20 protein-coding genes and 1 riboswitch are annotated in these 23,291 nt (G+C 34.2%); of the genes, 9 read left to right on the plus strand and 11 right to left on the minus strand.

Going from position 1 to position 23,291, the window contains the following annotated elements:
• Positions 1-54 precede the first annotated feature (54 nt).
• From ppk1 to thiH, 7 genes are all read left to right on the plus strand, one after another.
• Entirely contained in the window at positions 55-2,073 is a 2,019-nt protein-coding gene (gene ppk1 / locus KLA_RS01825) for a polyphosphate kinase 1 (RefSeq protein ID WP_034643170.1), read from the plus strand.
• Positions 2,074-2,142: 69 nt separating this feature from the next.
• Positions 2,143-2,236, plus strand: a riboswitch (TPP riboswitch).
• A 114-nt stretch (positions 2,237-2,350) separates the two neighbouring features.
• Complete coding sequence (gene thiS, locus KLA_RS01830) at positions 2,351-2,554, plus strand: sulfur carrier protein ThiS (protein WP_034643173.1); 204 nt, start codon at positions 2,351-2,353, stop codon at positions 2,552-2,554.
• Positions 2,555-2,578: 24 nt separating this feature from the next.
• A complete protein-coding gene (thiC, locus tag KLA_RS01835; RefSeq protein WP_013621439.1) occupies positions 2,579-4,438 on the plus strand; it encodes a phosphomethylpyrimidine synthase ThiC in 1,860 nt (619 codons plus the stop codon).
• A 123-nt stretch (positions 4,439-4,561) separates the two neighbouring features.
• The gene (locus KLA_RS01840; RefSeq protein WP_034643175.1) at positions 4,562-5,176 is read left to right on the plus strand and encodes a thiamine phosphate synthase; all 615 of its coding nucleotides are present in this window, start codon (positions 4,562-4,564) and stop codon (positions 5,174-5,176) included.
• Complete coding sequence (gene thiE, locus KLA_RS01845) at positions 5,169-5,831, plus strand: thiamine phosphate synthase (RefSeq protein WP_034643176.1); 663 nt, start codon at positions 5,169-5,171, stop codon at positions 5,829-5,831. The genes KLA_RS01840 and thiE overlap by 8 nt, the downstream gene beginning before the upstream one ends.
• The gene (locus tag KLA_RS01850; protein WP_034643178.1) at positions 5,821-6,594 is read left to right on the plus strand and encodes a thiazole synthase; all 774 of its coding nucleotides are present in this window, start codon (positions 5,821-5,823) and stop codon (positions 6,592-6,594) included. The genes thiE and KLA_RS01850 overlap by 11 nt, the downstream gene beginning before the upstream one ends.
• Positions 6,587-7,696, plus strand: a complete 1,110-nt coding sequence (thiH, locus tag KLA_RS01855; protein WP_034643181.1) for a 2-iminoacetate synthase ThiH — start codon at positions 6,587-6,589, stop codon at positions 7,694-7,696. The genes KLA_RS01850 and thiH overlap by 8 nt, the downstream gene beginning before the upstream one ends.
• 5 nt (positions 7,697-7,701) lie before the next feature.
• Here thiH and KLA_RS01860 read toward each other — a convergent pair whose 3' ends face one another.
• From KLA_RS01860 to KLA_RS01910, 11 genes are all read right to left on the minus strand, one after another.
• Positions 7,702-8,433 carry a hypothetical protein gene (locus KLA_RS01860; protein ID WP_034643184.1) on the minus strand — a complete coding sequence of 244 codons (732 nt, stop codon included), beginning with the start codon at positions 8,431-8,433 and terminating at the stop codon, positions 7,702-7,704.
• Positions 8,434-8,441: 8 nt separating this feature from the next.
• The gene (ruvB, locus tag KLA_RS01865; RefSeq protein ID WP_013621433.1) at positions 8,442-9,464 is read right to left on the minus strand and encodes a Holliday junction branch migration DNA helicase RuvB; all 1,023 of its coding nucleotides are present in this window, start codon (positions 9,462-9,464) and stop codon (positions 8,442-8,444) included.
• Between the two features lie 62 nt (positions 9,465-9,526).
• On the minus strand, positions 9,527-10,351 hold the full coding sequence (locus KLA_RS01870) for a GIN domain-containing protein (RefSeq protein ID WP_034643187.1): 825 nt from the start codon (positions 10,349-10,351) through the stop codon (positions 9,527-9,529).
• 130 nt (positions 10,352-10,481) lie between these two features.
• Positions 10,482-12,287, minus strand: a complete 1,806-nt coding sequence (locus KLA_RS01875; protein ID WP_013621431.1) for a cbb3-type cytochrome c oxidase subunit I — start codon at positions 12,285-12,287, stop codon at positions 10,482-10,484.
• 46 nt (positions 12,288-12,333) lie between these two features.
• Complete coding sequence (locus KLA_RS01880) at positions 12,334-13,401, minus strand: cytochrome c oxidase subunit II (protein WP_013621430.1); 1,068 nt, start codon at positions 13,399-13,401, stop codon at positions 12,334-12,336.
• A 36-nt stretch (positions 13,402-13,437) separates the two neighbouring features.
• Positions 13,438-14,763, minus strand: a complete 1,326-nt coding sequence (locus tag KLA_RS01885; RefSeq protein WP_034643190.1) for a hypothetical protein — start codon at positions 14,761-14,763, stop codon at positions 13,438-13,440.
• A gap of 16 nt (positions 14,764-14,779) precedes the next feature.
• Positions 14,780-15,340, minus strand: a complete 561-nt coding sequence (locus KLA_RS01890; RefSeq protein WP_013621428.1) for a c-type cytochrome — start codon at positions 15,338-15,340, stop codon at positions 14,780-14,782.
• 14 nt (positions 15,341-15,354) lie between these two features.
• A complete protein-coding gene (locus KLA_RS01895; protein WP_013621427.1) occupies positions 15,355-15,876 on the minus strand; it encodes a DUF3341 domain-containing protein in 522 nt (173 codons plus the stop codon).
• A gap of 2 nt (positions 15,877-15,878) precedes the next feature.
• Entirely contained in the window at positions 15,879-17,618 is a 1,740-nt protein-coding gene (nrfD, locus tag KLA_RS01900; RefSeq protein ID WP_013621426.1) for an NrfD/PsrC family molybdoenzyme membrane anchor subunit, read from the minus strand.
• Positions 17,619-17,650: 32 nt separating this feature from the next.
• Positions 17,651-20,776, minus strand: coding sequence for a TAT-variant-translocated molybdopterin oxidoreductase (locus KLA_RS01905; RefSeq protein ID WP_034643193.1), 3,126 nt, complete (start codon positions 20,774-20,776; stop codon positions 17,651-17,653).
• Between the two features lie 35 nt (positions 20,777-20,811).
• On the minus strand, positions 20,812-22,140 hold the full coding sequence (locus tag KLA_RS01910; RefSeq protein ID WP_034643195.1) for a cytochrome c3 family protein: 1,329 nt from the start codon (positions 22,138-22,140) through the stop codon (positions 20,812-20,814).
• Between the two features lie 230 nt (positions 22,141-22,370).
• On the opposite strand from KLA_RS01910, the gene KLA_RS01915 reads away from it, so the two are divergent.
• Together KLA_RS01915 and KLA_RS01920 are read left to right on the plus strand one after the other, a co-directional pair.
• Positions 22,371-22,742: an SPOR domain-containing protein gene (locus KLA_RS01915; RefSeq protein WP_013621423.1), complete on the plus strand. Its 372-nt coding sequence runs from the start codon at positions 22,371-22,373 to the stop codon at positions 22,740-22,742.
• A gap of 134 nt (positions 22,743-22,876) precedes the next feature.
• A complete protein-coding gene (locus tag KLA_RS01920; protein WP_013621422.1) occupies positions 22,877-23,245 on the plus strand; it encodes an SPOR domain-containing protein in 369 nt (122 codons plus the stop codon).
• Positions 23,246-23,291 lie beyond the last annotated feature (46 nt).

Below are 23,291 nucleotides of genomic sequence, written 5' to 3' on the forward strand. Positions count from 1 at the left end.
AAAATACTTACATAACTTTATTATAAAACATATAAATTGCTTATTTTACTATTTATGAGCAAGCTTTACAATTCTAAATACTACCACAGAGATTTATCTTGGCTACGTTTTAACCACAGAGTTTTACAAGAAATTAAAGACAAACAAAATCCTTTGTACGAACGTATAAAGTTTTTAGCAATTTTTTCTTCTAATTTAGATGAATTTTTTAAAGTTCGTGTATCAGACATTAGACAAATAAAAGACATTAAAAAGCCGTTACGCAAAAAGCTTATAACCAAACCCAACAAGGTTTTAGCCGAAATAAAAAAACAAGTAGATATACAACAACAAGAATTTGGAGCTATTTTTTTAAACGAAATTATTCCTGATTTAAAGGCAGAAGGAATACACCTTATAAATTATAAAGATTTTACCCTAAAGCAAAAGCAGTTTGCAGAAGACTATTACAATGCCAACTTAAAAAATTCGCTTAGTATACAAACAGAAAAAACAGCAACTAAAAACTCTATTTTTGCAGAAAATGAAGCATCATACCTAGTTACATTAAAAAATAATGAAGAAATAGAACTTGTAGAAATTCCTGAAAACAAACCTCGTTTTATTGTGTTTCCTTCTACAAACCAAACCTACTTTGTTACTTTTATAGATGATGTTTTAAAATACAATTTAAACAAAGAAAATAATACCAATTACTACGCCTTAAAAATATCTAGAGACGCAGAGTTGTATATTGAAGATGAGTTCTCTGGCAATTTAATGCAGAAAATAATAGATGCTTTACCCAAAAGAAAAACCGGACAAGCAACACGTGCTTTAATAGATGCAAGTGCACCAACAGCACTTTTAAATGCAATAAAAAGCACATTAAACGTGTACAATACCGACATTATTTTAGGTGGCATTTATCATAATTTTAAAGACTTTTTTAGTTTCCCTAATCCCACCAAAAAACAATTAAGCAATACTAAACTAGAGCCATTACCACACCCTTTACTAACTAAGCACAACTCAGTTTTTAATGCAATAGACACTAAAGACCAACTGATACACTACCCTTACCAATCTTTTGAACCTGTTATAAAATTGCTAGAGGAAGCTGCCTCGTCTAAAGAAGTAAAAACTATAAAAATAACACTGTACCGCTTGGCAAAAACATCTAGGCTAAATACTGCTATTGCTAACGCTGCAAAAGCTGGTAAAAATGTGGTTGTGTTTATAGAAGCAAAAGCTAGGTTTGATGAGGACAACAATTTAAAATGGGGTAAAATATTTAAAAATAACGGAGCAAAAGTTATTTATAGTTATCCTGGCATAAAAGTACACTCTAAAATAATATACATAGAAAAAGAAGTTAGTGGTAAGCTTAAAACCTATTGTTATATAGGAACTGGCAACTTTAATGAAAAAACTGCCACCTTGTATACAGATTTTGGTTTAATGACAGCAGATACAAAAATTTGCAAAGAACTAAATAGGGTTTTTCTAGTTTTAGAAGGTGTTTTAATTGTTCCAAAGGCTAAAAAATTACTGGTTTCCCCTTTTACAAGCAGACACGTTTTTTCTAGAATGGTAGAAAAAGAAATTGAATTGGCACAAGCAGGCAAACAAGGCTTAATTATTTTAAAGATGAACAGCCTTGAAGATAAAAAAATGATTCAATTGCTATATAAGGCAAGTAATGCTGGTGTACAAATACGCTTATTAATTCGTGGTATCTGTTGCTTGGTACCAGGCATAAAAGGACAAAGTACAAACATTACCGTAACAAGTATTTTAGACAGGTATTTGGAGCACGGGCGTGTGTATCTTTTTGGCAACGGAGGCAATGAAAAACTTTTCATTGGCTCTGCAGATTGGATGAAACGTAACTTATCACACAGAATTGAGGTAATTACTCCTGTAGAAGATAAAGACAACTTTAAAATAGTTAAAGATATTTTACAAATTCAGTTATCAGACAATGTAAAAGCCAGAGTTATAGATGCTAAACAACAAAATAAGTACGTCACAAATAACAAAAGCACAACACATTCACAATTAAAAACTTACAACTACTTTAAAAATATGTAGATCTATTTACAAGCACAAGAGTTTTGTTTTTTATTAGGTCTTATCACAAAATATTTAATACATTTGTTATGTAAACTTTAGGGGTGTTCTTTTTAAGAACTGAGAAATACCCTTTGAACCTGATGCTGTTAGTACAGCCGAAGGGAAAAGTTGAATTCTTTTTATGATTTCTATCTTTTAATGTTTTTTCCGTTTCTGGAGATTGCATTTTCACACACAGTTTACGATTTAATTGGATTTTTTTAACGCTATACCCTAGCACTTAAAATGTATCGTTATGGTACCCATAAACGTAAATAACAAAGAGCACGTAGTTTCCTCAGACACTACAATAGCCACATTAATACAAACTCTAGAAATTACCATTTTTGGTGTTGCAATTGCTATTAACGGCAATGTAATAACAAAAACAGACTGGAGCACTACTATTTTACAACCTCATGACAATGTATTGTTAATACGTCCTGCTCAAGGAGGCTAACCTAAAACTTTAAAAGATTTTATTATGAAAAAAAAAGACACCGCACCTAAACAAGACGGTATTACAAGACACCCTTTTCCTAATTCTAAAAAAGTGTATGTTTCTGGCAAACTATTTCCAGAATTAAAAGTTGCTATGCGAGAAATAGAGCTAAGTGACACCGTAGATTCACTTACCAAAAGTCGTACTCCAAACCAACCTGTAACTGTTTATGATACTTCTGGTCCTTATACAGACCCTAATAAAGATATTGACGTTCATAAAGGAATAGAACGCATACGTGAACAATGGATTTTAGACCGCGGCAACGTAGAACAATTAGATGGTTTTTCTTCTAAATACTGTAACGAGCGTTTAAATGATAAAAACTTAGATCATTTACGTTTTGGACACTTAAAAAAACCAATGCGCGCAAAAAAAGGAGAAAATGTATCGCAAATGCATTACGCAAAAAAAGGCATTATTACTCCAGAGATGGAATACGTTGCTATTCGTGAAAACCAACGTATAGATGAAATGACTCGTTTATCTAAGCAACACCCTGGCCAAGATTTTGGCGCTAGCATTCCTGCTAAAATAACACCAGAATTTGTAAGAGACGAGGTTGCTCGTGGCCGTGCAGTTATCCCTAGCAATATAAACCACCCAGAAGCAGAACCTATGATATTAGGCAGAAACTTTTTGGTGAAAATTAATGCAAATATTGGAAACTCTGCCACTACATCTTCTATAGAAGAAGAGGTAGAAAAAGCTGTTTGGGCTTGCCGTTGGGGAGCAGATAACATAATGGACTTGTCTACCGGACAAAACATCCATGAAACTCGTGAGTGGATAATACGTAACTCTCCGGTACCAATTGGAACCGTACCTATTTACCAAGCCTTAGAGAAAGTTAATGGCGTAGCAGAAGATTTAACTTGGGAAATTTTTAGAGATACTTTAATAGAACAAGCAGAACAAGGTGTAGATTACTTTACCATACATGCAGGTGTACGTTTACGCTATGTACCAATGACAGCAAAACGTATTACAGGTATTGTTTCGCGTGGCGGATCTATAATGGCAAAATGGTGTTTGGCACACCACAAAGAAAGTTTTCTATACACACATTTTGAAGAAATATGTGAAATAATGAAAGCCTATGATGTTGCTTTTTCTTTAGGAGATGGTTTACGCCCTGGTTGCATTGCAGATGCAAATGATGAAGCTCAATTTGCCGAATTAGAAACACTAGGTGAGCTTACAAAAATTGCTTGGAAACATGATGTACAAACTTTTATAGAAGGCCCAGGACATGTACCAATGCATATGATAAAAGCTAATATGGACAAGCAGTTAGAGGCTTGTGACGAGGCTCCTTTTTACACATTAGGCCCACTCACAACAGATATAGCTCCTGGTTATGACCACATTACATCTGGTATTGGTGCTGCAATGATTGGTTGGTTTGGTTGCGCAATGCTTTGCTACGTAACACCAAAAGAACACTTAGGCCTTCCTAATAAAGATGATGTACGTACAGGTGTTGTTACTTATAAATTAGCTGCACACGCGGCAGATTTAGCCAAAGGTCATCCCGGTGCTCAGCACAGAGACGATGCCTTAAGTAAAGCAAGGTTTGAGTTCCGTTGGGAAGATCAGTTTAACCTAGCACTAGACCCAGAATTAGCTCGTGAATACCATGATGAAACCTTACCTGCAGATGGTGCTAAAATAGCCCATTTTTGCTCTATGTGCGGACCAAAATTTTGCTCTATGAAAATATCACAAGAGGTTAGAGATTTTGCCGCTGTAAACGAAATAAAAGGAGACGAGGTTTTCACAAAAGGTATGGAGGAAAAAGCTAAAGAATTTAAAGACAAAGGATCAGAAGTGTATTTGTAATATAAAGTGGAAGTTCCTACGCCTTTTACTACGTAAGGCGTAGGCGGGCTTTCCGTTATATCTTTTGCTAAAAAAGGCAAAAGGATGCCACTACAATCCCTAACTTAAAAAAAAATAATAAAAATGATTGTACTAATAGCCCCAGAAAAAGATGTACCTAATGAAATAGAAATACTTCATCAATTATTTAACGCTGGCCTGCAGTATTATCATTTAAGAAAACCTTTTAAAGATCTAGACCAGCATACAAATTATCTAAATAAAATAGAGTCACAATACCACAACCGTATTGTTGTACATTATTATCATGAGCTAATAAATAGCTTTAACTTAAAAGGCATTCATTTTCAAGAACAAAAACGTAGAGATACTATAGACAATCCTACACGGTATTTTAAAAACTTAAATATGTTTGGCAAAACAATAAGTTCTTCATTTCATAATCAAGAAGAATTAAACAATTGTTATTTTGAGTTTGATTATCACCTGCTTAGTCCTGTTTTTAATTCCATTTCAAAAAAAGATTACAAAGGGCGTGGCTTTAATGTAAATCACATAAACAAAACAATTGTTGGTATGGGAGGGGTTACAGCAGAAAACCTTAGCAAATTTAACACATTAGGGTACAAAGGTGTTGGTGTTTTAGGTGGAGTTTGGGGCGCAGAAAAGCCTGTAGAGGCATTTAAAAAAATAGATGAAACATTTTATCTAGTACATAAAACAAAAAATAATGATTAGCAAATTACATTATATAAGTCAAGGTAAGACTCCAGAAGTACATTTAGCCAACATACAAAAAGCGTGTTCTTCTGGTGCGGATTGGGTACAGTTACGTTTAAAAAATGTAGATGAAGAAAGCTTATTGCAAGTCACTCTAAAGGCAAGAGAAATAACTTCACATTTTCAGACTAGATTAATTATTAACGATCATTATAAAATTGCTAAAAAAGTAAATGCAGACGGTGTACACTTAGGAAAAACAGATGCTTGCCCATTAGAGGCACGTGAGCATTTAGGAAAATGGATTAGTATTGGTGGCACGGCAAACACCTTAGAGGATTGCGAAAATTTATTAAAAAAAGAAGTAGACTACATTGGACTTGGACCATTTAGATTTACACAAACTAAAAAAAATTTGAGTCCAACTTTAGGACTACAAGGATACCAAGCAATTTTAGATGAGTTACAAACAACTACCCCTATAATTGCCATTGGCGGCATTACAATTGCAGATGTTCCTGAGCTTTTAAAAACAGGAATTTACGGCATTGCAGCATCAACAGAAATTACTGCCAATTTTAATAGCATTGCCACGCTAAATAAAATATTAAACACACCAGCTACACAAGAGCAAGTGTACAAATTTGATAAAAGTAAAAATGATGAACGATAATTTAAAAATAGCAGACAAAGAGTTTTCTTCTAGATTATTTACCGGAACAGGAAAATTTAGTTCTTCAACCGTAATGAAAAATGCGTTACTAGCATCAGAAAGTGAATTGGTTACCGTAGCACTAAAACGTGTAGATGTAGCTAATGAAGATGACGATATTTTATCACATTTAAATCATTCTAGAATAAATCTTTTACCAAACACCTCCGGCGTGCGTACTGCAAAAGAAGCTGTTTTTGCTGCGCAATTATCTAGAGAAGCATTAGAAACCAATTGGGTTAAATTAGAAATTCATCCAGATCCAAAATATTTATTACCAGACCCAATAGAAACTTTAAAAGCTGCAGAAGAACTTGTAAAACAAGGTTTTGTAGTTATGCCATACATACACGCAGACCCTGTTTTATGTAAACGTTTAGAAGATGTTGGCGTACAGTGCGTAATGCCATTAGGCGCACCAATTGGCAGTAACAAAGGATTAAAAACAGTAGATTTTTTAGAAATAATTATAGCACAAAGTAACGTTCCTGTAATTGTAGACGCTGGCATTGGCGCTCCTTCACATGCTGCCTATGCAATGGAACTTGGTGCAGATGCTGTTTTGGTAAACACTGCAATTGCAGTATCACAAAATCCTATTGCTATGGCAAATGCTTTTAAGTTAGCTGTAAAATCTGGTCGTTTAGCCTATAATGCAAAGCTAGCTCCTATAAAACAAACAGCAGAAGCAAGCTCACCTTTAACCTCTTTTTTAAATGAGTAATTTTACATCACTTTTTAATAGTTATAATTGGGACGCCATTGTTTCTGATATTTACAGTAAAACTAATGCAGACGTAGAAGCTGCGTTGCAAAATAACAAACGTACTTTAGAAGATTTTAAAGCCTTAATTTCTCCTGCTGCTAAACCATATTTAGAGCAAATGGCACAAATGAGTAATGCGTTAACAAAAAAACGCTTTGGCAATACAATGCAAATGTACGCACCAATGTACCTAAGTAATGAGTGCCAAAACATATGTACTTATTGTGGTTTTAGCTTAACCAACAAAATACCTAGACGCACGTTAACAGATGCTGAAATTTTAAAAGAAGCTGCCTTTTTGCGTAGTAAAGGGTATAACCATATTTTATTGGTAACTGGCGAGGCTAACAAAACCGTTGGTGTAGATTACATAAATAACGCCATTAAATTGCTAAAAAAAGAGTTTGCTAACATTACTATAGAAGTACAACCTTTAGACCAAGATGAGTATGAATTACTTGTTAAAAATGGCTTGTATGCTGTTTTAGTGTACCAAGAAACCTACCACAGAAACGAGTATAAAAAACACCACCCAAAAGGTAAAAAATCTAATTTTGATTATAGACTAGAGACACCAGACCGTTTAGGAAAAGCTGGCGTACATAAAATTGGCGTAGGCGCTTTATTTGGATTAGAAGATTGGCGAGCAGATAGTTTTTTTACTGCACTACATTTACAGTATTTACAAAAAACCTATTGGCAAACTAAATACTCTATCTCGTTTCCTAGGCTTAGACCACACACAGGTGGTTTAGAACCAAAAGTAGTTATGGAAGATGCAGATTTAGCGCAGCTTATATGCGCTTACCGTTTGTTAGACGAAGATGTAGAGCTCTCTATGTCTACCCGAGAAAGCGAAAAATTTAGAAATAATATTATTAACCTAGGAATAACATCTATAAGTGCAGAGTCTAAAACCAATCCTGGTGGTTATGTTGTAGAACCACAGTCTTTAGAACAATTTGAAATTTCTGATGAACGCAGTACAGAAACTATTGCAGAGATGCTACAAAGCAAAGGTTTTGAAGTTGTTTGGAAAGACTGGGAAAGTGCTTGGTAAAGATATTAGGTAAAAAAATAAACATATATTAAATAAACTAGTAAAACCACACCGTAAAAAGCAGTTTTTCTTACAATAAAATTAAACTCGCTTGGTATATTTTTATCAGCTTTAACTGTAATAACAGAATATACTAAAACAAGAAATATAGGTATACCTAAAATTAATTTTAAATTTTTAGCATCAACAATAAATAGACTTGTAACCATTATCATAAAAAACAACCCTACTAAATTATTAAGTACTAATTGATTTATTTTATATTTGGTTGCGTATTGTATTAATCTTGTTTGTGTATTTGTCTTTAAAGACTCTAGAATTTCATTAAAACCAGTTACTCTATTAGATATAAACACCTGCTTATTAATACCATAAAGCTTTAAACCATACTTAGAAAGTTTTTGATTTTTAATTTCTTTAAAAGCTAATCTGGTGTTTTCTCCATTAGGAATACAGTATTCCACAGAATCATCTGTAATTTTAATTGAAGTTTGTTCTAAAACCTGCCTAACAGACTTTTTTGCAGAAAAAAGGCCTCCAATATAGATTATAAGAAAAATACCAATTGAAATAAGAAGAAGGTTTTTGTCTTCGTTAAATGCATTATTTTCAATCTTATTTGCAATTAAAAACGCAGCAATTAAGGCTCCCAAAATTAACGGTTGTATTCCTAAAACTTTTTTTAAAGCAAGCTTTTTAACTGCAGATTTAGAAAAAGTATAAGTATTTACTTCCATAATTTTTTTTAAAACAACCCTCCTTGTACGCTTCCTTTTATTCTTCCCAAATGTTTGTATGCTAACTCTGTTACTTCTCTACCACGAGGAGTACGCATAATAAAGCCTTGTTGTATTAAAAAAGGCTCATACACTTCTTCTATAGTTTCTGCACTTTCAGACACTGCTGTTGCCAAAGTAGTTATACCAACTGGGCCACCTTTAAATTTATCTATAATAGTAGTTAATATTTTATTGTCCATTTCGTCTAAACCGTGTGCATCTACATTTAACGCATTTAATCCAAACCTAGAAATTTCTATATCAATTTTACCATTACCTTTTATCTGTGCAAAATCTCTAACTCTTCTCAACAAAGCATTACAAATTCTGGGTGTACCTCTGCTTCTACCCGCTATTTCTATTGCAGCTTCTAAATCTATAGGCACATTTAAAATATCTGCGCTACGTTCAGCTATAGTAGACAGCAACTCTGTAGTATAATATTGTAACCTACTTTGTATGCCAAAACGAGCACGCATAGGAGCTGTTAAAAGCCCAGAACGTGTTGTTGCACCAATTAGGGTAAAAGGATTAAGATTTATCTGTACAGAGCGCGCATTTGGCCCTGACTCTATCATTATATCAATTTTATAGTCTTCCATAGCAGAATATAAATATTCTTCTACAATAGGACTAAGTCTATGTATTTCATCAATAAAAAGAACATCTCTTTCCTCTAAATTGGTAAGCAATCCTGCCAAATCTCCCGGCTTATCTAAAACAGGACCAGATGTAACCTTTATACCAACACCTAACTCATTAGCCAAAATATGCGCCAATGTAGTTTTTCCAAGACCAGGAGGCCCATGAAAAAGGGTGTGATCTAAAGCTTCTCCCCTTTGGTTTGCTGCTTCAACAAAAACTTTTAAGTTTTCTAAAACTTGATCTTGACCAGCAAAATCATCAAAACTTAAGGGTCTTAATGCTCTTTCTATATCAAACTCTTCAGAAGAAAAATTTTCTGATGTTGGGTCTAGGTTTTCATTCATAGTCTAACAAAGATACTAGAAATTATAGGCTTTCATAATAGAAAACATCAATCTAAAATAGTCTATTCCTTTTTTATTAATTGTGATGCATTTAGGAAATCAACTATTGTAATTTTAGGTGTACCGTACAAATATGTTCTAGAACCACCTTTAGAGGAAAGTTCTAAGTTTTCTGATACAAATATTTTCGCATCTGGAGATTCATCTAAATTTAAAGACACATTTGTACCTTTTAAGGCTTCTGCTCTTAATTGTGAATTTCCAAAAAGGTCTATATTAAAATCTGTAACGGCTCCTTGCAACTTTGCATCTGCGTTACCATGCATTGTAATTTTAGCCGCTTTAGCAACCATATAAAGTCCCAAGTTGCTTTTTTGATCTAAAGTAACAGACACATCATCGCAGTCTACATTTAACTCTGCATTACTTGCACCAGACATAGAAATACCTACACTGTTAGCCAAGGTATTTAAATTTAGTTTTGCACCTCCTTGCAGGTTTATATCTAAATAGTCTGTAGTAACAATATCTTTCATATCTAAACGACCATTAAGCATTGTAATACCGTTTAAATTAACATAATTAACTGTAAGCTCTAACTTTTTTTTAGATACAATTCTATAGAAAGAACTAATTTCCAAAACGCTATCAATAACTTCAAACTTAAGTACATCTAATAGATTGTCATCACCTATAAAAGTGTAACTGTTTTCTCTTGCTTTTTTTAATTCTAGGCGTAAATTATCTGCTACTTTAATAGCATTAAAAGGGGTCAACTCATTGGTAACTTCAATAACAGTTTTACTGCCCTTAATTTTTGGTTTTTTTTGTGCAATACCTGTTGCCATAGCAAGCAAGAACACACTTAGAATAAATTGCTTAAACATATTGTGAATTTAATGGTTAGTTTGTGTTTGTAAACAATATACTAAAATACTAGTTATAAAGAATAAAATTGATAGCAAAAAAAAAGCCTTTTAAATAAATTTAAAAGGCCTTTATAATTTTATATAAAATCTAGTGAGTTAATTCTTCTTCACCAGCTTGAAGCGGTACTATCTGAGGTACAAAATCTTGCCCAGGTAATACGTAATCTCCGTTTTCATTAGTTTTACTATAATCATATGCCCATCTGTGAACTTCTGGTATTGCACCAGGCCAGTTTCCGTGAATGTGCTCTACAGGAGTTGTCCACTCTAACGTAGTTGCATTCCATGGGTTTTGCTCAGCTTTTTTACCGTAGAAAATACTGTAGATGAAATTACCAACAAATACCAATTGTGTTGCACCAGCTATTAAAGCAAAAACAGTAATTAAAATATTAACATCTGTAAGCTCATCAAACATAGGGAATGCAGTGTTTTCATAATAACGTCTTGGTACACCAGCCATACCTACAAAGTGCATTGGAAAGAAAACACCATAAGCACAAATTGCAGTTATCCAGAAATGAACATAACCTAAGTTTTTATTCATCATTCTACCAAACATTTTAGGGAACCAGTGGTACACACCAGCAAGTAAACCATATAATGCAGATATACCCATTACTAAGTGGAAGTGAGCTACTACAAAATAAGTATCATGAACATTAATATCTAATGTACTATCTCCTAAAATAATACCAGTTAAACCACCAGTAATAAACGTTGATACAAAACCAATCGAGAATAACATTGCAACATTCATTTGTAAGTTACCTTTCCAGATTGTAGTAATCCAGTTAAAAGCTTTTACTGCAGAAGGTATAGCAATTAATAATGTTGTAAATGTAAACACAGATCCCAAGAAAGGATTCATACCTGATATAAACATATGGTGACCCCATACAATTGTAGATAAGAAAGCAATAGCAATGATAGACATAATCATAGCTCTATAACCAAATATTGGTTTACGAGCATTAGTTGCCATAACATCTGATACAATACCCATTGCAGGTAATATAACAATATATACTTCTGGGTGTCCTAAGAACCAGAATAAGTGCTCATACAATACAGGAGATCCACCTTGGTAATGTAACACCTCGCCTTGTATAAATATATCAGACAAGAAGAATGATGTTCCAAAACTTCTATCCATTATTAACAACAATGCTGCTGAAAATAATACAGGGAAAGAAACAACACCTATAATAGCTGTAACAAATAGTGCCCAAGTAGTTAAAGGTAATCTTGTCATAGACATACCTTTTGTTCTTAAGTTAATTACTGTTACAATATAGTTTAATGAACCTAATAATGATGATGCAATAAATATAGCCATAGAAACCAACCACAATGTCATACCTGCACCAGAACCAGATTGTGCCATTGGTAATGCAGAAAGTGGTGGGTAGATTGTCCAACCTGCTGCTGCTGGTCCAGACTCCACAAAAAGAGAACAAACCATAATAACTGCAGAAGTAAAAAATAACCAGTATGATATCATGTTTAACAATCCTGAAGCCATATCTCTAGCTCCAATTTGTAGAGGAATAAGTAAGTTACTAAAAGTACCACTTAAACCAGCTGTAAGTACAAAGAATACCATAATAGTACCGTGCATAGTTACCAATGCTAAATATACATCGGCATCCATAACACCACCTGGTGCCCATTTACCCAATACAGCTTCAAATAAAGGAAAAGATTCACCTGGCCAAGCCAATTGCATTCTAAATAACAATGACATTGCTATACCAATGAAACCCATTATTAAACCAGTAATTAAATACTGCTTTGCAATCATCTTGTGATCCATACTAAATATGTATTTAGTAATGAAGGTTTCTTTGTGATGATGTCCGTGATCGTCGTCGTGTTCGTGTGTTCCTGACATAATCAGATATTCTATTTTTGTTAGTTAACTTAGTTTCTTAAATCAATTATTTTACAGCTACTCCTGTTGCAGCTTCGCCACCAAAAGTTTTTTGAGAAGCTATCCACTTGTCATACTCTTCCTGAGTCTCAACAATTATTTTCATTTGCATATTGTAGTGAGATTTACCACAAATTTTATTACAAAGTAAAATATAATCATACTCCCAAGGATCGCTATTTGGCTCTCCGGCCGCAGCTTTAGCAGCTCTAATTTTATTTGCTCTTTTTACCTTATCAATTACATCTGGATCTTGACGCATTTCTGCTGTAGTCTTAATTGGTGTAAATGAAAATTGTGTAATCATACCTGGAACACAGTTCATTTGTGCTCTAAAATGAGGCATATATGCTGAGTGCAATACATCTTGAGAACGCATATGAAAATTAACTTTTCTACCTACTGGCAAATGCAATTCTTTAACAATAATATCATCTGCGCCGTTAGGATCAGACTCATCTAAACCTAAAATATTTGCATTATCAATGTCAATCATTCTAACATTAGCTTCACCTAGTACATTATCATCTCCTGCATACCTAGCAGTCCAATTAAACTGTTGTGCATATAATTCTACTACTAAAGGATCATCTTCGTCATTAATATCCATAATGTTTGTCCAAGTATATAACCCCCAAAGGATTAAACCTGCCAAAACAATTACTGGAATAATTGTCCAAATAAACTCTAACTTATGATTGTCTGCATAAAACAACGCTTTCTTTCCTTTTTCCCCACGGTATTTGTATGCAAAATAGTGTAATAGGAACTGCGTAATAGTCTGTACAAAGAAAATAATAAGCATTGATACAAACATCAAACTATCATATTCTGCACCATGAGCAGAAGCAGACTCTGGCAACAATACTTTAGTATACTTGTAGAAACTAAATATTGTTATACCATATATAAATACTAAGAAAGCAAACATTAGGTAACCGTTAACTTTGTTATCGTTATCCGTTGCTGTTTCATTTTTAGCCGCTCTAAGTTGCGACAATTCAAAAATTTTGGTCATTTGCCAAATTGCTATGGCTATTAAGACTAAAACCGTTATAGTTAAAACTGTAATCATTGTATGATTTATTTTATGCTGTTGTAAACTTCCTTATTAATAATGAAAATGCTTGCTTTCGCCAATAAATGGGTTCCTTTTTGGTTGCAATGGAGCAGTTGACAAGGCTCTAAATACAACAAAGATAAATAAACCAGCAAAGAACAATACAGAACATATTTCTGATAATCCTATTGACCATTGATCTCCTACAGTTGCAGGCATAATCATATTAAATATATCTAAGTAGTGACCTGCAAGTATAACTACACCTGCCATAATAACAAACCAGTTAACTCTTTTATAATCACTATTCATTAACAATAATAATGGGAACAAGAAGTTCATAGCTATCATTCCAAAGAACGGTAAGTTATAATCTTGTATTCTTGTTACGTAATATGTAACCTCTTCTGGAATATTAGCATACCAAATAAGCATAAACTGAGCAAACCATAAGTATGTCCAAAAAATACTGATACCAAACATAAACTTAGCTAAATCATGAATATGGCTATCATTAACATCTTCTAACAATCCTTTAGACTTTAAGTAAATTGTTACCATAGCTATAACTGTTATACCAGAAACAAACATACTAGCAAATACATACCAGCCAAACAAAGTACTAAACCAGTGTGGATCTACGCTCATTATCCAATCCCAAGACATCATAGATTCTGATACAAGATAGAATACTAAGAAACCTGCAGACCATCTAAAGTTTTTAACAAAGTTGGTATTATCATCAGCTTCATCTTGCGCTAAAGATAATTTACGAGATATAGTTCTGTAAGCAATCCATCCTCCTAAGAAAATAGCAGCTCTAATTAAAAAGAAAGTTCCGTTTAAATATCCTGCTTTTCCTTGTAATAATTTATCTTCAGCTACAACATCTGCATCCATCCAAACAAATAAATGGTTCATGTGTGCAACAGAAGCTGCAAGAATAACAAATACAATTATACCTCCTGGAACTATATAAGATGTTATACCTTCCATAACTCTAAATAACAAAGGAGACCAACCCGCTTGAGCCGCTCTTTGTATTGCATAAAATGCTAAAACACCTAATGCTATCATAAAGAAAAAGAAAGCTGCTACATACAATGCAGACCAAGGCTTATTTTGCAATTGATGTAATAAATGCTCATCATGTTTACTATCATGTCCTTCTGCGTGAGCAGTTTCTCCATGAGCATTAGTGTTATGTGTTTCTGCAGCAGCTTGGTGATCGCCATGACCATCACTATGACTTGCTACAATTTCTTTAGCGTCTTCTACTGTACTAGGCATTGTAATAAAACCTATAGCGATACCTATAGCACCAACAGCCATTAATATAAAAGAAGCTATTTTTAGTCTGTTTGAAAAAGTGTACATATTCTTAATCTATGTATTATTTAGTTAAGTCTTGTTTCAATTGCATTACGTATTCTGCAACTTGCCAACGTTCATCGTGATTAAGTTGATTAGCGTAAGAACCCATCGAATTTAATCCGTAATAAATAGTATGGTAAGTGCTACCTACAGTAATATTTCTTCCTGCATCTGCATAGCTAGGAACACCTAATATTTTTTCTCTCTTCACCAAGTTCCCTTGACCATCACCTTTATTTCCGTGACAAATTGCACAGTTAATAGCGTATAGTTCTTTTCCTTTAGCAAGGTTAGCTTCAGTTTTTAAAGAATCTAATGGGCTACCTTGTAAACGTGCCAACTCTTTACCTTCTATATCATTTGCAAACTCGTAAGGCATATGACCTCTAGAAATAGTGTTCTCTACTGGCAGTGCAGCCTCCATACCACTAGGTAAAAAATCTACTTGTTGGTATGTTTCATAACCTACTGCTTCGTACATATTAGGCATATACTGGTAATTAGGGCTATTCTTATCTGCACAAGATGCCATAAGAAGAGCAACTCCTAAAACCAAACCTATATTTTTAAATATCTTCATAACTATTATTAAGACTATTTTTCTGAAATATTAATTTCTACTGCTCCTGTATCTGCTAATAAAGATTTTAACTCTTCTTCATTATCATGAATTTCTATTTCCATTAAAAATAGATCATCAGTAGTTCTTACGTCTGGATTCTCAGCTTGTTTAAAAGGCCATAATTTACTTCTCATATAAAAAGTAATAACCATTAAGTGTGCTGCAAAGAATACAGTAAGCTCAAACATAATAGGAACAAATGCTGGCATATTTTCTAGGTAACTAAAACTAGGTTTACCACCTATATCCTGAGGCCAGTCCTCTATCATGATGTAATTCATCATAAGAGTTGCTATTGTGATACCTATACACCCATAAATAAAAGCAGTTATGGCTATTCTGGTAGGAGCAAGCCCCATAGCTTTGTCTAATCCGTGAACAGGAAAAGGACAATATACCTCTTCTATATGATGCTTAGCTGCTTTTACTTTCTTAACAGCGAGCATCAATATATCATCATCATTATAAAATGCGTGAATAACTTTAGATGCCATAATTATTTATTGTTATTTAAGTTCTTGGCTTGTCCAGCCCAATCATCTCTCTGTGCTCTTCCTGGGAAAGATCCTGTTATAGAATCTAACAAATCATACTCTTTCTGAGTCATTTTACTAACCTGAGCAAAGCTATATATCCCAATCTGATTTAGTGTCTGTTCCATCTGTGGACCAATACCTTTAACCTGCTTAAGGTCATCTGGCGTATCTGTTGCCACATCAAACTTACCTATAGAACTTAATAAGTCTGAAACCTTTTCTTCATCATTATTAACAACTACCTCTTCAGCAGGAACTGCTGTTGCAGCAACCGTATTTGTATATATTGTTTTTTCTGGCATAGTATATAATGGTTTACCAGCATCTCTTAATTTCTTGTATTTACTACCAGAAGACTTAAGAATTGATTTAACTTCTGCCTGAGCTATTACAGGGAATGTTCTAGAATACAACAAGAACAATACAAAGAAGAAACCTATTGTACCAATAAAAATACCTATATCTACAAATGTAGGAGAGAACATTGTCCATGAAGATGGTAAATAATCTCTGTGTAGTGATGTTACAATAATCACAAAACGCTCAAACCACATTCCTATGTTTACTACAATAGATATAGCAAAAGAGAACATAATACTAGTACGTAATTTTTTAGACCACATAAACTGTGGAGAGAAAACGTTACAAGACATCATTGCCCAATATGCCCAAGCGTAAGGACCTGTTGCTCTGTTTAAAAATGCATACTGCTCATACTCTACTCCAGAATACCAAGCCATAAACAGCTCTGTAATGTATGCACAACCAACTATAGAACCAGTAATCATAATTACAATGTTCATTAATTCTATATGCTGAATTGTAATGTAAGCTTCTAAACTACATACTTTTCTCATAATTATAAGCAATGTGTTTACCATTGCAAACCCAGAGAAAATTGCACCCGCCACAAAGTAAGGAGGGAATATTGTTGTATGCCAACCCGGAATTACAGATGTAGCAAAATCAAAAGATACAATTGTATGTACAGAAAGTACAAGTGGAGTTGCCAAACCAGCTAAAACAAGAGAAACCTCTTCAAAACGTTGCCAATCTTTAGCTCTACCTGTCCACCCAAAACTTAATAAACTATATATTTTTTTCTGAAATGGCTTAATTGCTCTATCACGCAACATTGCAAAATCTGGTAAAAGACCCGTCCACCAGAAGACTAATGATACAGATAAGTATGTAGAAATTGCAAATACATCCCATAATAAAGGTGAGTTAAAGTTTACCCATAATGAACCAAATTGGTTTGGAATAGGTAATACCCAGTACGCCAACCAAGGACGACCCATATGTATTATTGGAAATAAACCTGCTTGTACTACAGAAAAAATTGTCATTGCTTCTGCAGAACGGTTAATTGCCATTCTCCATTTTTGTCTAAAAAGCAATAGTACTGCAGAAATTAATGTTCCTGCGTGCCCAATACCTACCCACCATACAAAGTTGGTAATATCCCAGGCCCAGCCTACTGTTTTATTTAATCCCCAAGTACCAATACCTGTAGATACTGTGTAAATTATACAACCAACTCCCCAAAGGAATGCTATTAATGCAATAGAGAAAACAATCCACCACTGCTTATTTGCTTTCCCTTCTACAGGAGCAGCAATATCCACAGTTACATCGTGGTATCCTTTATCTCCAATTACTAGGGGTTTTCGTATAGGTGCTTCGTAATGCGACGCCATAATTTATGTTCTAGTTACGTTCCGTTAATTAATTATGATTCTTGTGTATTTCTCACTTTAACATGATAGAAAACATTTGGCTTTGTACCAATGTGCTCTAATAAATGATACATACGGTTGCTTTCTTTTAACTCAGCAACTTCACTTTCTTTATCATTTACATCTCCAAATACCATTGCACCACTACTACATGCAGCAGAACAAGCTGTTTGGAATTCACTATCTTTTACTGTGCGTCCGTCTCTCTTAGCATCTAAAATAGACTTTTGAGTCATTTGAATACACATAGAGCATTTCTCCATTACTCCACGAGAACGAACATTTACATCTGGGTTAATTACCATTTTACCTAAATCGTTATTCATATGGTAATTAAACTCGTCATTGTTATTATACAAGAACCAGTTAAAACGACGTACTTTATACGGACAGTTATTTGCACAATATCTTGTACCAACACATCTGTTATACGCCATATGGTTTTGACCTTGTCTACTGTGAGACGTTGCAGCAACAGGACAAACTGTTTCACATGGAGCGTGATTACAGTGCTGACACATTACTGGCTGAAAAGCTACTTGAGGATTAGCAGAAGGATCTTCCAACTCACCAAATCCACCTAAAGAACCCTTATCTCCAGTTAAACCATCAAATTCATCTTTCTTAACATTATCTCCTTCAAACGTATCTTCAGAAGAATAATATCTATCTATACGCAACCAGTGCATATCTCTAGACTTACGCACTTCATCCTTACCAACAACAGGCACGTTATTTTCTGCGTGACAAGCTATAACACAAGCTCCACAACCAGTACATGCATTTAAATCTATTGACAAGTTAAAGTGATGACCAACAGAACGATCAAAATCATCCCAAAGACTAACTGAAACAGCGTCCACTTCGTTATGATCTAAAGATACTTTAGGAACAGGATTCCATTCTGCATGATCTTTAGTATTAAAAATTTCTAATGTAGTTTCTTTGATTATATCACCTCTACCCATTAATGTCTTATGAAGCTGTACACAAGCAAACTCATGCATACCTTCTGCTTTAGACACGGATACAGATTGATTAGAAACACCTCCTTGATATAATGCATACGCATTAACACCAGTTTGCATTTCTGCTTGTAAACCAGCTTTTCTTCCATAGCCAAAAGAAAGTCCTACAGAACCAGGAGCCTGACCAGGCTGAATAATTACTGGAACTTCTTTTAACTCAACATCTCCTACTTTAAGATTTACTTTACTACCATCTAAACCTCCGTTAGCAACATGATCATTAACAAGACCTAACTTTTCAGCATCAGCTTTAGATACAGTAACGTAATTATCCCAAGAAACTCTTGTAATTGGATCTGGAAACTCTTGCAACCATGGATTATTAGCCTGCTGACCATCACCCATACCTACTTTAGAGTACAAAGCTAACTCCATACCAGATGAAGATGCTTTAGATAATTTTGAAGCCGCCATAGATAAGTCTACAAGAGACGATACTATTGGCTCTTCTTCAGAAACAATTGAAGCTACAGTTTCCTCTACAACATCTATAATAGTTGAAGGAGCTTTATAAACACCATCATGCAATGCCTGGTTCCACTTCCCTTCTCCTAATATAGAAGAACTCCAAGTTTCCTTAATATAATCATAATACGTTTTATCAGAACCCATCCACACTAATAATGATGATTGGAACTGACGCGTATCAAAAATTTCTTTAATTGTTGGCTGCATTAATGCGTAATGTCCTTTTTTAATTTGAACATCACCCCAAGATTCTAAGTAATTAGGAGCAGCAGCAGCATAAGAAGAAACAGCTACAGTCTCATTATTACTTTGCGAAAAAGCAACAGATAAATCTACCTTAGACAACGCATCTGTAAACTCAGCTGCATTTGGCATTGTATAAGCAGGGTTTACACCATCCATAATAAGCGCACCTACTTTACCAGCTTTCATATCTGCTACTAATTTAGCAACAGCTTTAGCATTACCTTGTCTTACATATTTTGGAGCCTTAGCATCAAAAGCAACACTTGCTTGCTTCTCATTAATTGCTAAAACAACTGCTTGCGCATCTTTATCATCTAGCCCCGTAACAACAACAGCCTTACCTTTAGCCTTTTCAAACTCTTCTGCAGCAGCCAAAACAGCCTTTTCTGCAGCAGCAGGTAACTCACCTCCTACAGACACATTCATCACTTTAGCATAAAATTTAGCTAAAGCAATTTTTTGTTGCGTAGGAGTTAACAAAACTCTTTTATCTGCATTAGCACCAGTTAATGACATATTTGCCTCAAACTGGATGTGCCTTGACATTTTACCATTTTTTGGAACACGACCAGCAGAATATCCACTGTCATATCCACCACCTTGCCAATCACCAAGAAAATCTGCTCCAAAAGAAACAATTAACTCAGCTTTTTCAAAGTCATAATCAGCCAACGCTCTTTCACCATACTTTTCTTCAAAAGCATTTAAAGCAGCATCAGCAGAAATAGCATCATAAGTAACATGATTTACATTTTCACCGTAAACACCCTTAAACTCAGCAATCAACCTAGAAGTAGACGGACTAGCGTAAGTTTGCGTTAACAATGCTATTTGTTTACCAGAACCTTTTAACGCAGTAAGTTTTGATTTTACCGCAGCATCTAAAGCAGACCACTCTACAGCCTCTCCTTTAGCCAAAGGACCTTGCAATCTTTTACTATCATATAATGACAAAACAGAAGCTTGCACACGAGCATTTGCAGACCCGTTTACCTTAGCATCTGTATTATTTTCAATTTTTATTGGCCTACCCTCACGAGTTTTTACCAAAACACTTGCAAAGTCAAAACCATCTGCTATTGTTGTTGCATAATAATTAGCAACACCAGGAATAATTTGATCTGGCTGAACAACATAAGGTATTGATTTTACAACAGGCCCTTCACAAGCAGCCATTGTTGCAGCAGCAGTACTAAAACCTACATACTTTAAGAAATCCCTCCTATTAGTAGAACTACTCGCTAAACCTTCCTTATCACCTAAGAAATCTTCAACAGGAATCTCCTGAACAAATTCGTTCTGTTTTAGCGCCTCAACAATGGAATCGTTAGGATTTAACTCCGCTTCGCTTTTCCAATATTTTTTGTTTGATGACATACGATATATCTGAAATTATCTTCTTTTACAATCAATTAATAGTGACACTTACCACATTCTAAACCACCTTGCATAGCAGCTGTAAGCTTTTCTACACCATATTTCTTAGAAAGCTCTTCATGAATTTTATCATAATAAGCATTACCTTCCATTTTCACATTTGTTTCTCTGTGACAATTAATACACCAACCCATAGTTAAAGGAGCATGCTGACTAACAACTTCCATTTCCTCAATAGGACCATGACATGTTTGACATTCTACACCTGCAACACTAACATGCTGTGAGTGATTAAAATATACAAAATCTGGCAAGTTATGTATTCTAACCCACTCTACAGGCTTAGATTCACCAGTATATTTTTGATTTTCTTCATCCCAACCAACAGCAGCATAAAGTTTTTTTATCTCTTTTGTATAAAATTCATTGGTGTAGCCATTTTCAATATCAGACTGAGAAGGCCCCTCCGGATTACCTTTGTATTCATAAATTGACTTATGACAGTTCATACAAATATTTAGTGACGGAATACCAGAAGTTTTAGAAACTCTAGCTGAAGAGTGACAATACTTACAATCTACCTTATTATCACCTGCATGCACTTTATGAGAAAAATGAATTGGCTGAACAGGCTCGTAACCCTGATCTATACCAACCTGCATAAAATACCCATACACAAAATAAGCACTAGTAAGCAACAAGAATACAACAGACACCAAAACCAAAAACTGATTTTGAACAAACGCCTTCCAAATAGGAATACGCTTTTCAGCTCTTTCTCTTTCTACATCAATACCGTTTGCCTTAGCAATGTTACGCAACGTTTTGTTTACCATAAACAACATTGCAACTAATAAAGCAAAGACTAAAGCCAAAGCACCTAATATAATCTCATTAGAAACCCCACTATTAGACCCAGCTTCTCCACCACCTGTAACAGGAACAGACGCCGCACTAGCAGGCTTCTCTTCTACTGCAGAAGTATAAGCTAATATATTATCAATATCCTCATTACTCAATGTAGGGAAAGCAGTCATTGCAGTATTATTATACTCTGCAAAAATCTTATTAGCATAAGAATCTCCAGACTTAATAACACCTGAACTATTTTTAACCCACGCATAAATCCACTCACGATCCAAACCTTCTTCCTCTAAACGAGACTCCACATTCCTTAAAGCAGGACCAGTACCCTTCCTATCTAAAGAGTGACACGATGCACAATTCTGATTAAAGATCTGTTTCCCCTTTGCAGGATCAGCATTTTCTGATTGAGAAAATAGGGACACTGAAAATAGCATTGCAGCTATCAGATTGACACCCAAAAATTTAGAAAGTTGATTACGGTATAAAACCTTTTTCATATTTAAAATATTTCTATCGAAATCCTGGCACGATAATTACTATATAACAGGCACACGCCCTATATCGCTTCTTAAATTGAAGGCAAAAATACGACATAGACTTAAATTTGGAAATGTTAAGGGATTGATAATTTATAATTTATAATTGTTCTAAATAATAATTATGCCTTATGTTTGATTTATAATATTTTACATTTGTAAGCGCTTATTAATATTAACTTACACTACTCATGAAAACACTTTACACAACCTTACTATGCTTAAGTTTTAGTGCTTTTTGCTTTGCACAAGAAGGACAAATAACAATTAAGCAAGATGAAGGACTAGAAAAGCTCTTAAACCTATACGCCGAAAACAACAAAACATCTAAATACTACACCATACAAATACACTCTAGCCAAAGCCCAAGTAAGGCTAACAGTGAAAAAAATGAAGCAGAACAAAATTTTAAAAATTGGTACTCTGAAATTAGTTTTTACGAACCAAACTACAAAGTTAGAATTGGGAAATTCAACACAAAATTTGAAGCTCAACAAAAACTTATAGAGGTTCAAAAAAAATACCCAAATGCATTCCTAATAGCAGACCAAAAGGAGAAATAAAATAAAAAGAACAACAAGCACACTAAAGAGCAACTTAATCATAAGTTGCTCTTTTTTTATACCCACAAGAAAAAGTAAAGTTTTTATGTGTTAAAATAAATTTTTAATTTTATAAGAAACAAAACCCTAAATAAATGAAAAATAAAAAAATCTACTTAAGCATATTTACACTAACATTATGCTTCACAATATGCACTGCTCAAGAAGGAGAAACACTAACAAAACAAAGTGAATCAACCACTATACAAACTACAAATAGTAAGCTAATTTCCCCTCCATTCTCTATTCAAATACACCAAAGCGAAACCCTTAAAGATGCAAACAATATAAAATCTAAAGCAAGAAGAGATTTCCCTGGAATTACCTCATATTTAAAAAACGATAACAACACATACAGCATAACCTTAGGAAAGTTTAAAACCCTTAACGAAGCCCAAGAAAGACTAAAAACAATTAAAAGAAAATACCCTCAAGCCGTTCTATTATCCAATCAAAAAGAATAAACGAAAAGCATTTAAAAACAAAAAAGCGACTCATTAGTGAGTCGCT

Origin of the sequence: Cellulophaga geojensis KL-A (assembly GCF_000568425.1) — a bacterium.
Taxonomy (GTDB): domain Bacteria; phylum Bacteroidota; class Bacteroidia; order Flavobacteriales; family Flavobacteriaceae; genus Cellulophaga; species Cellulophaga lytica.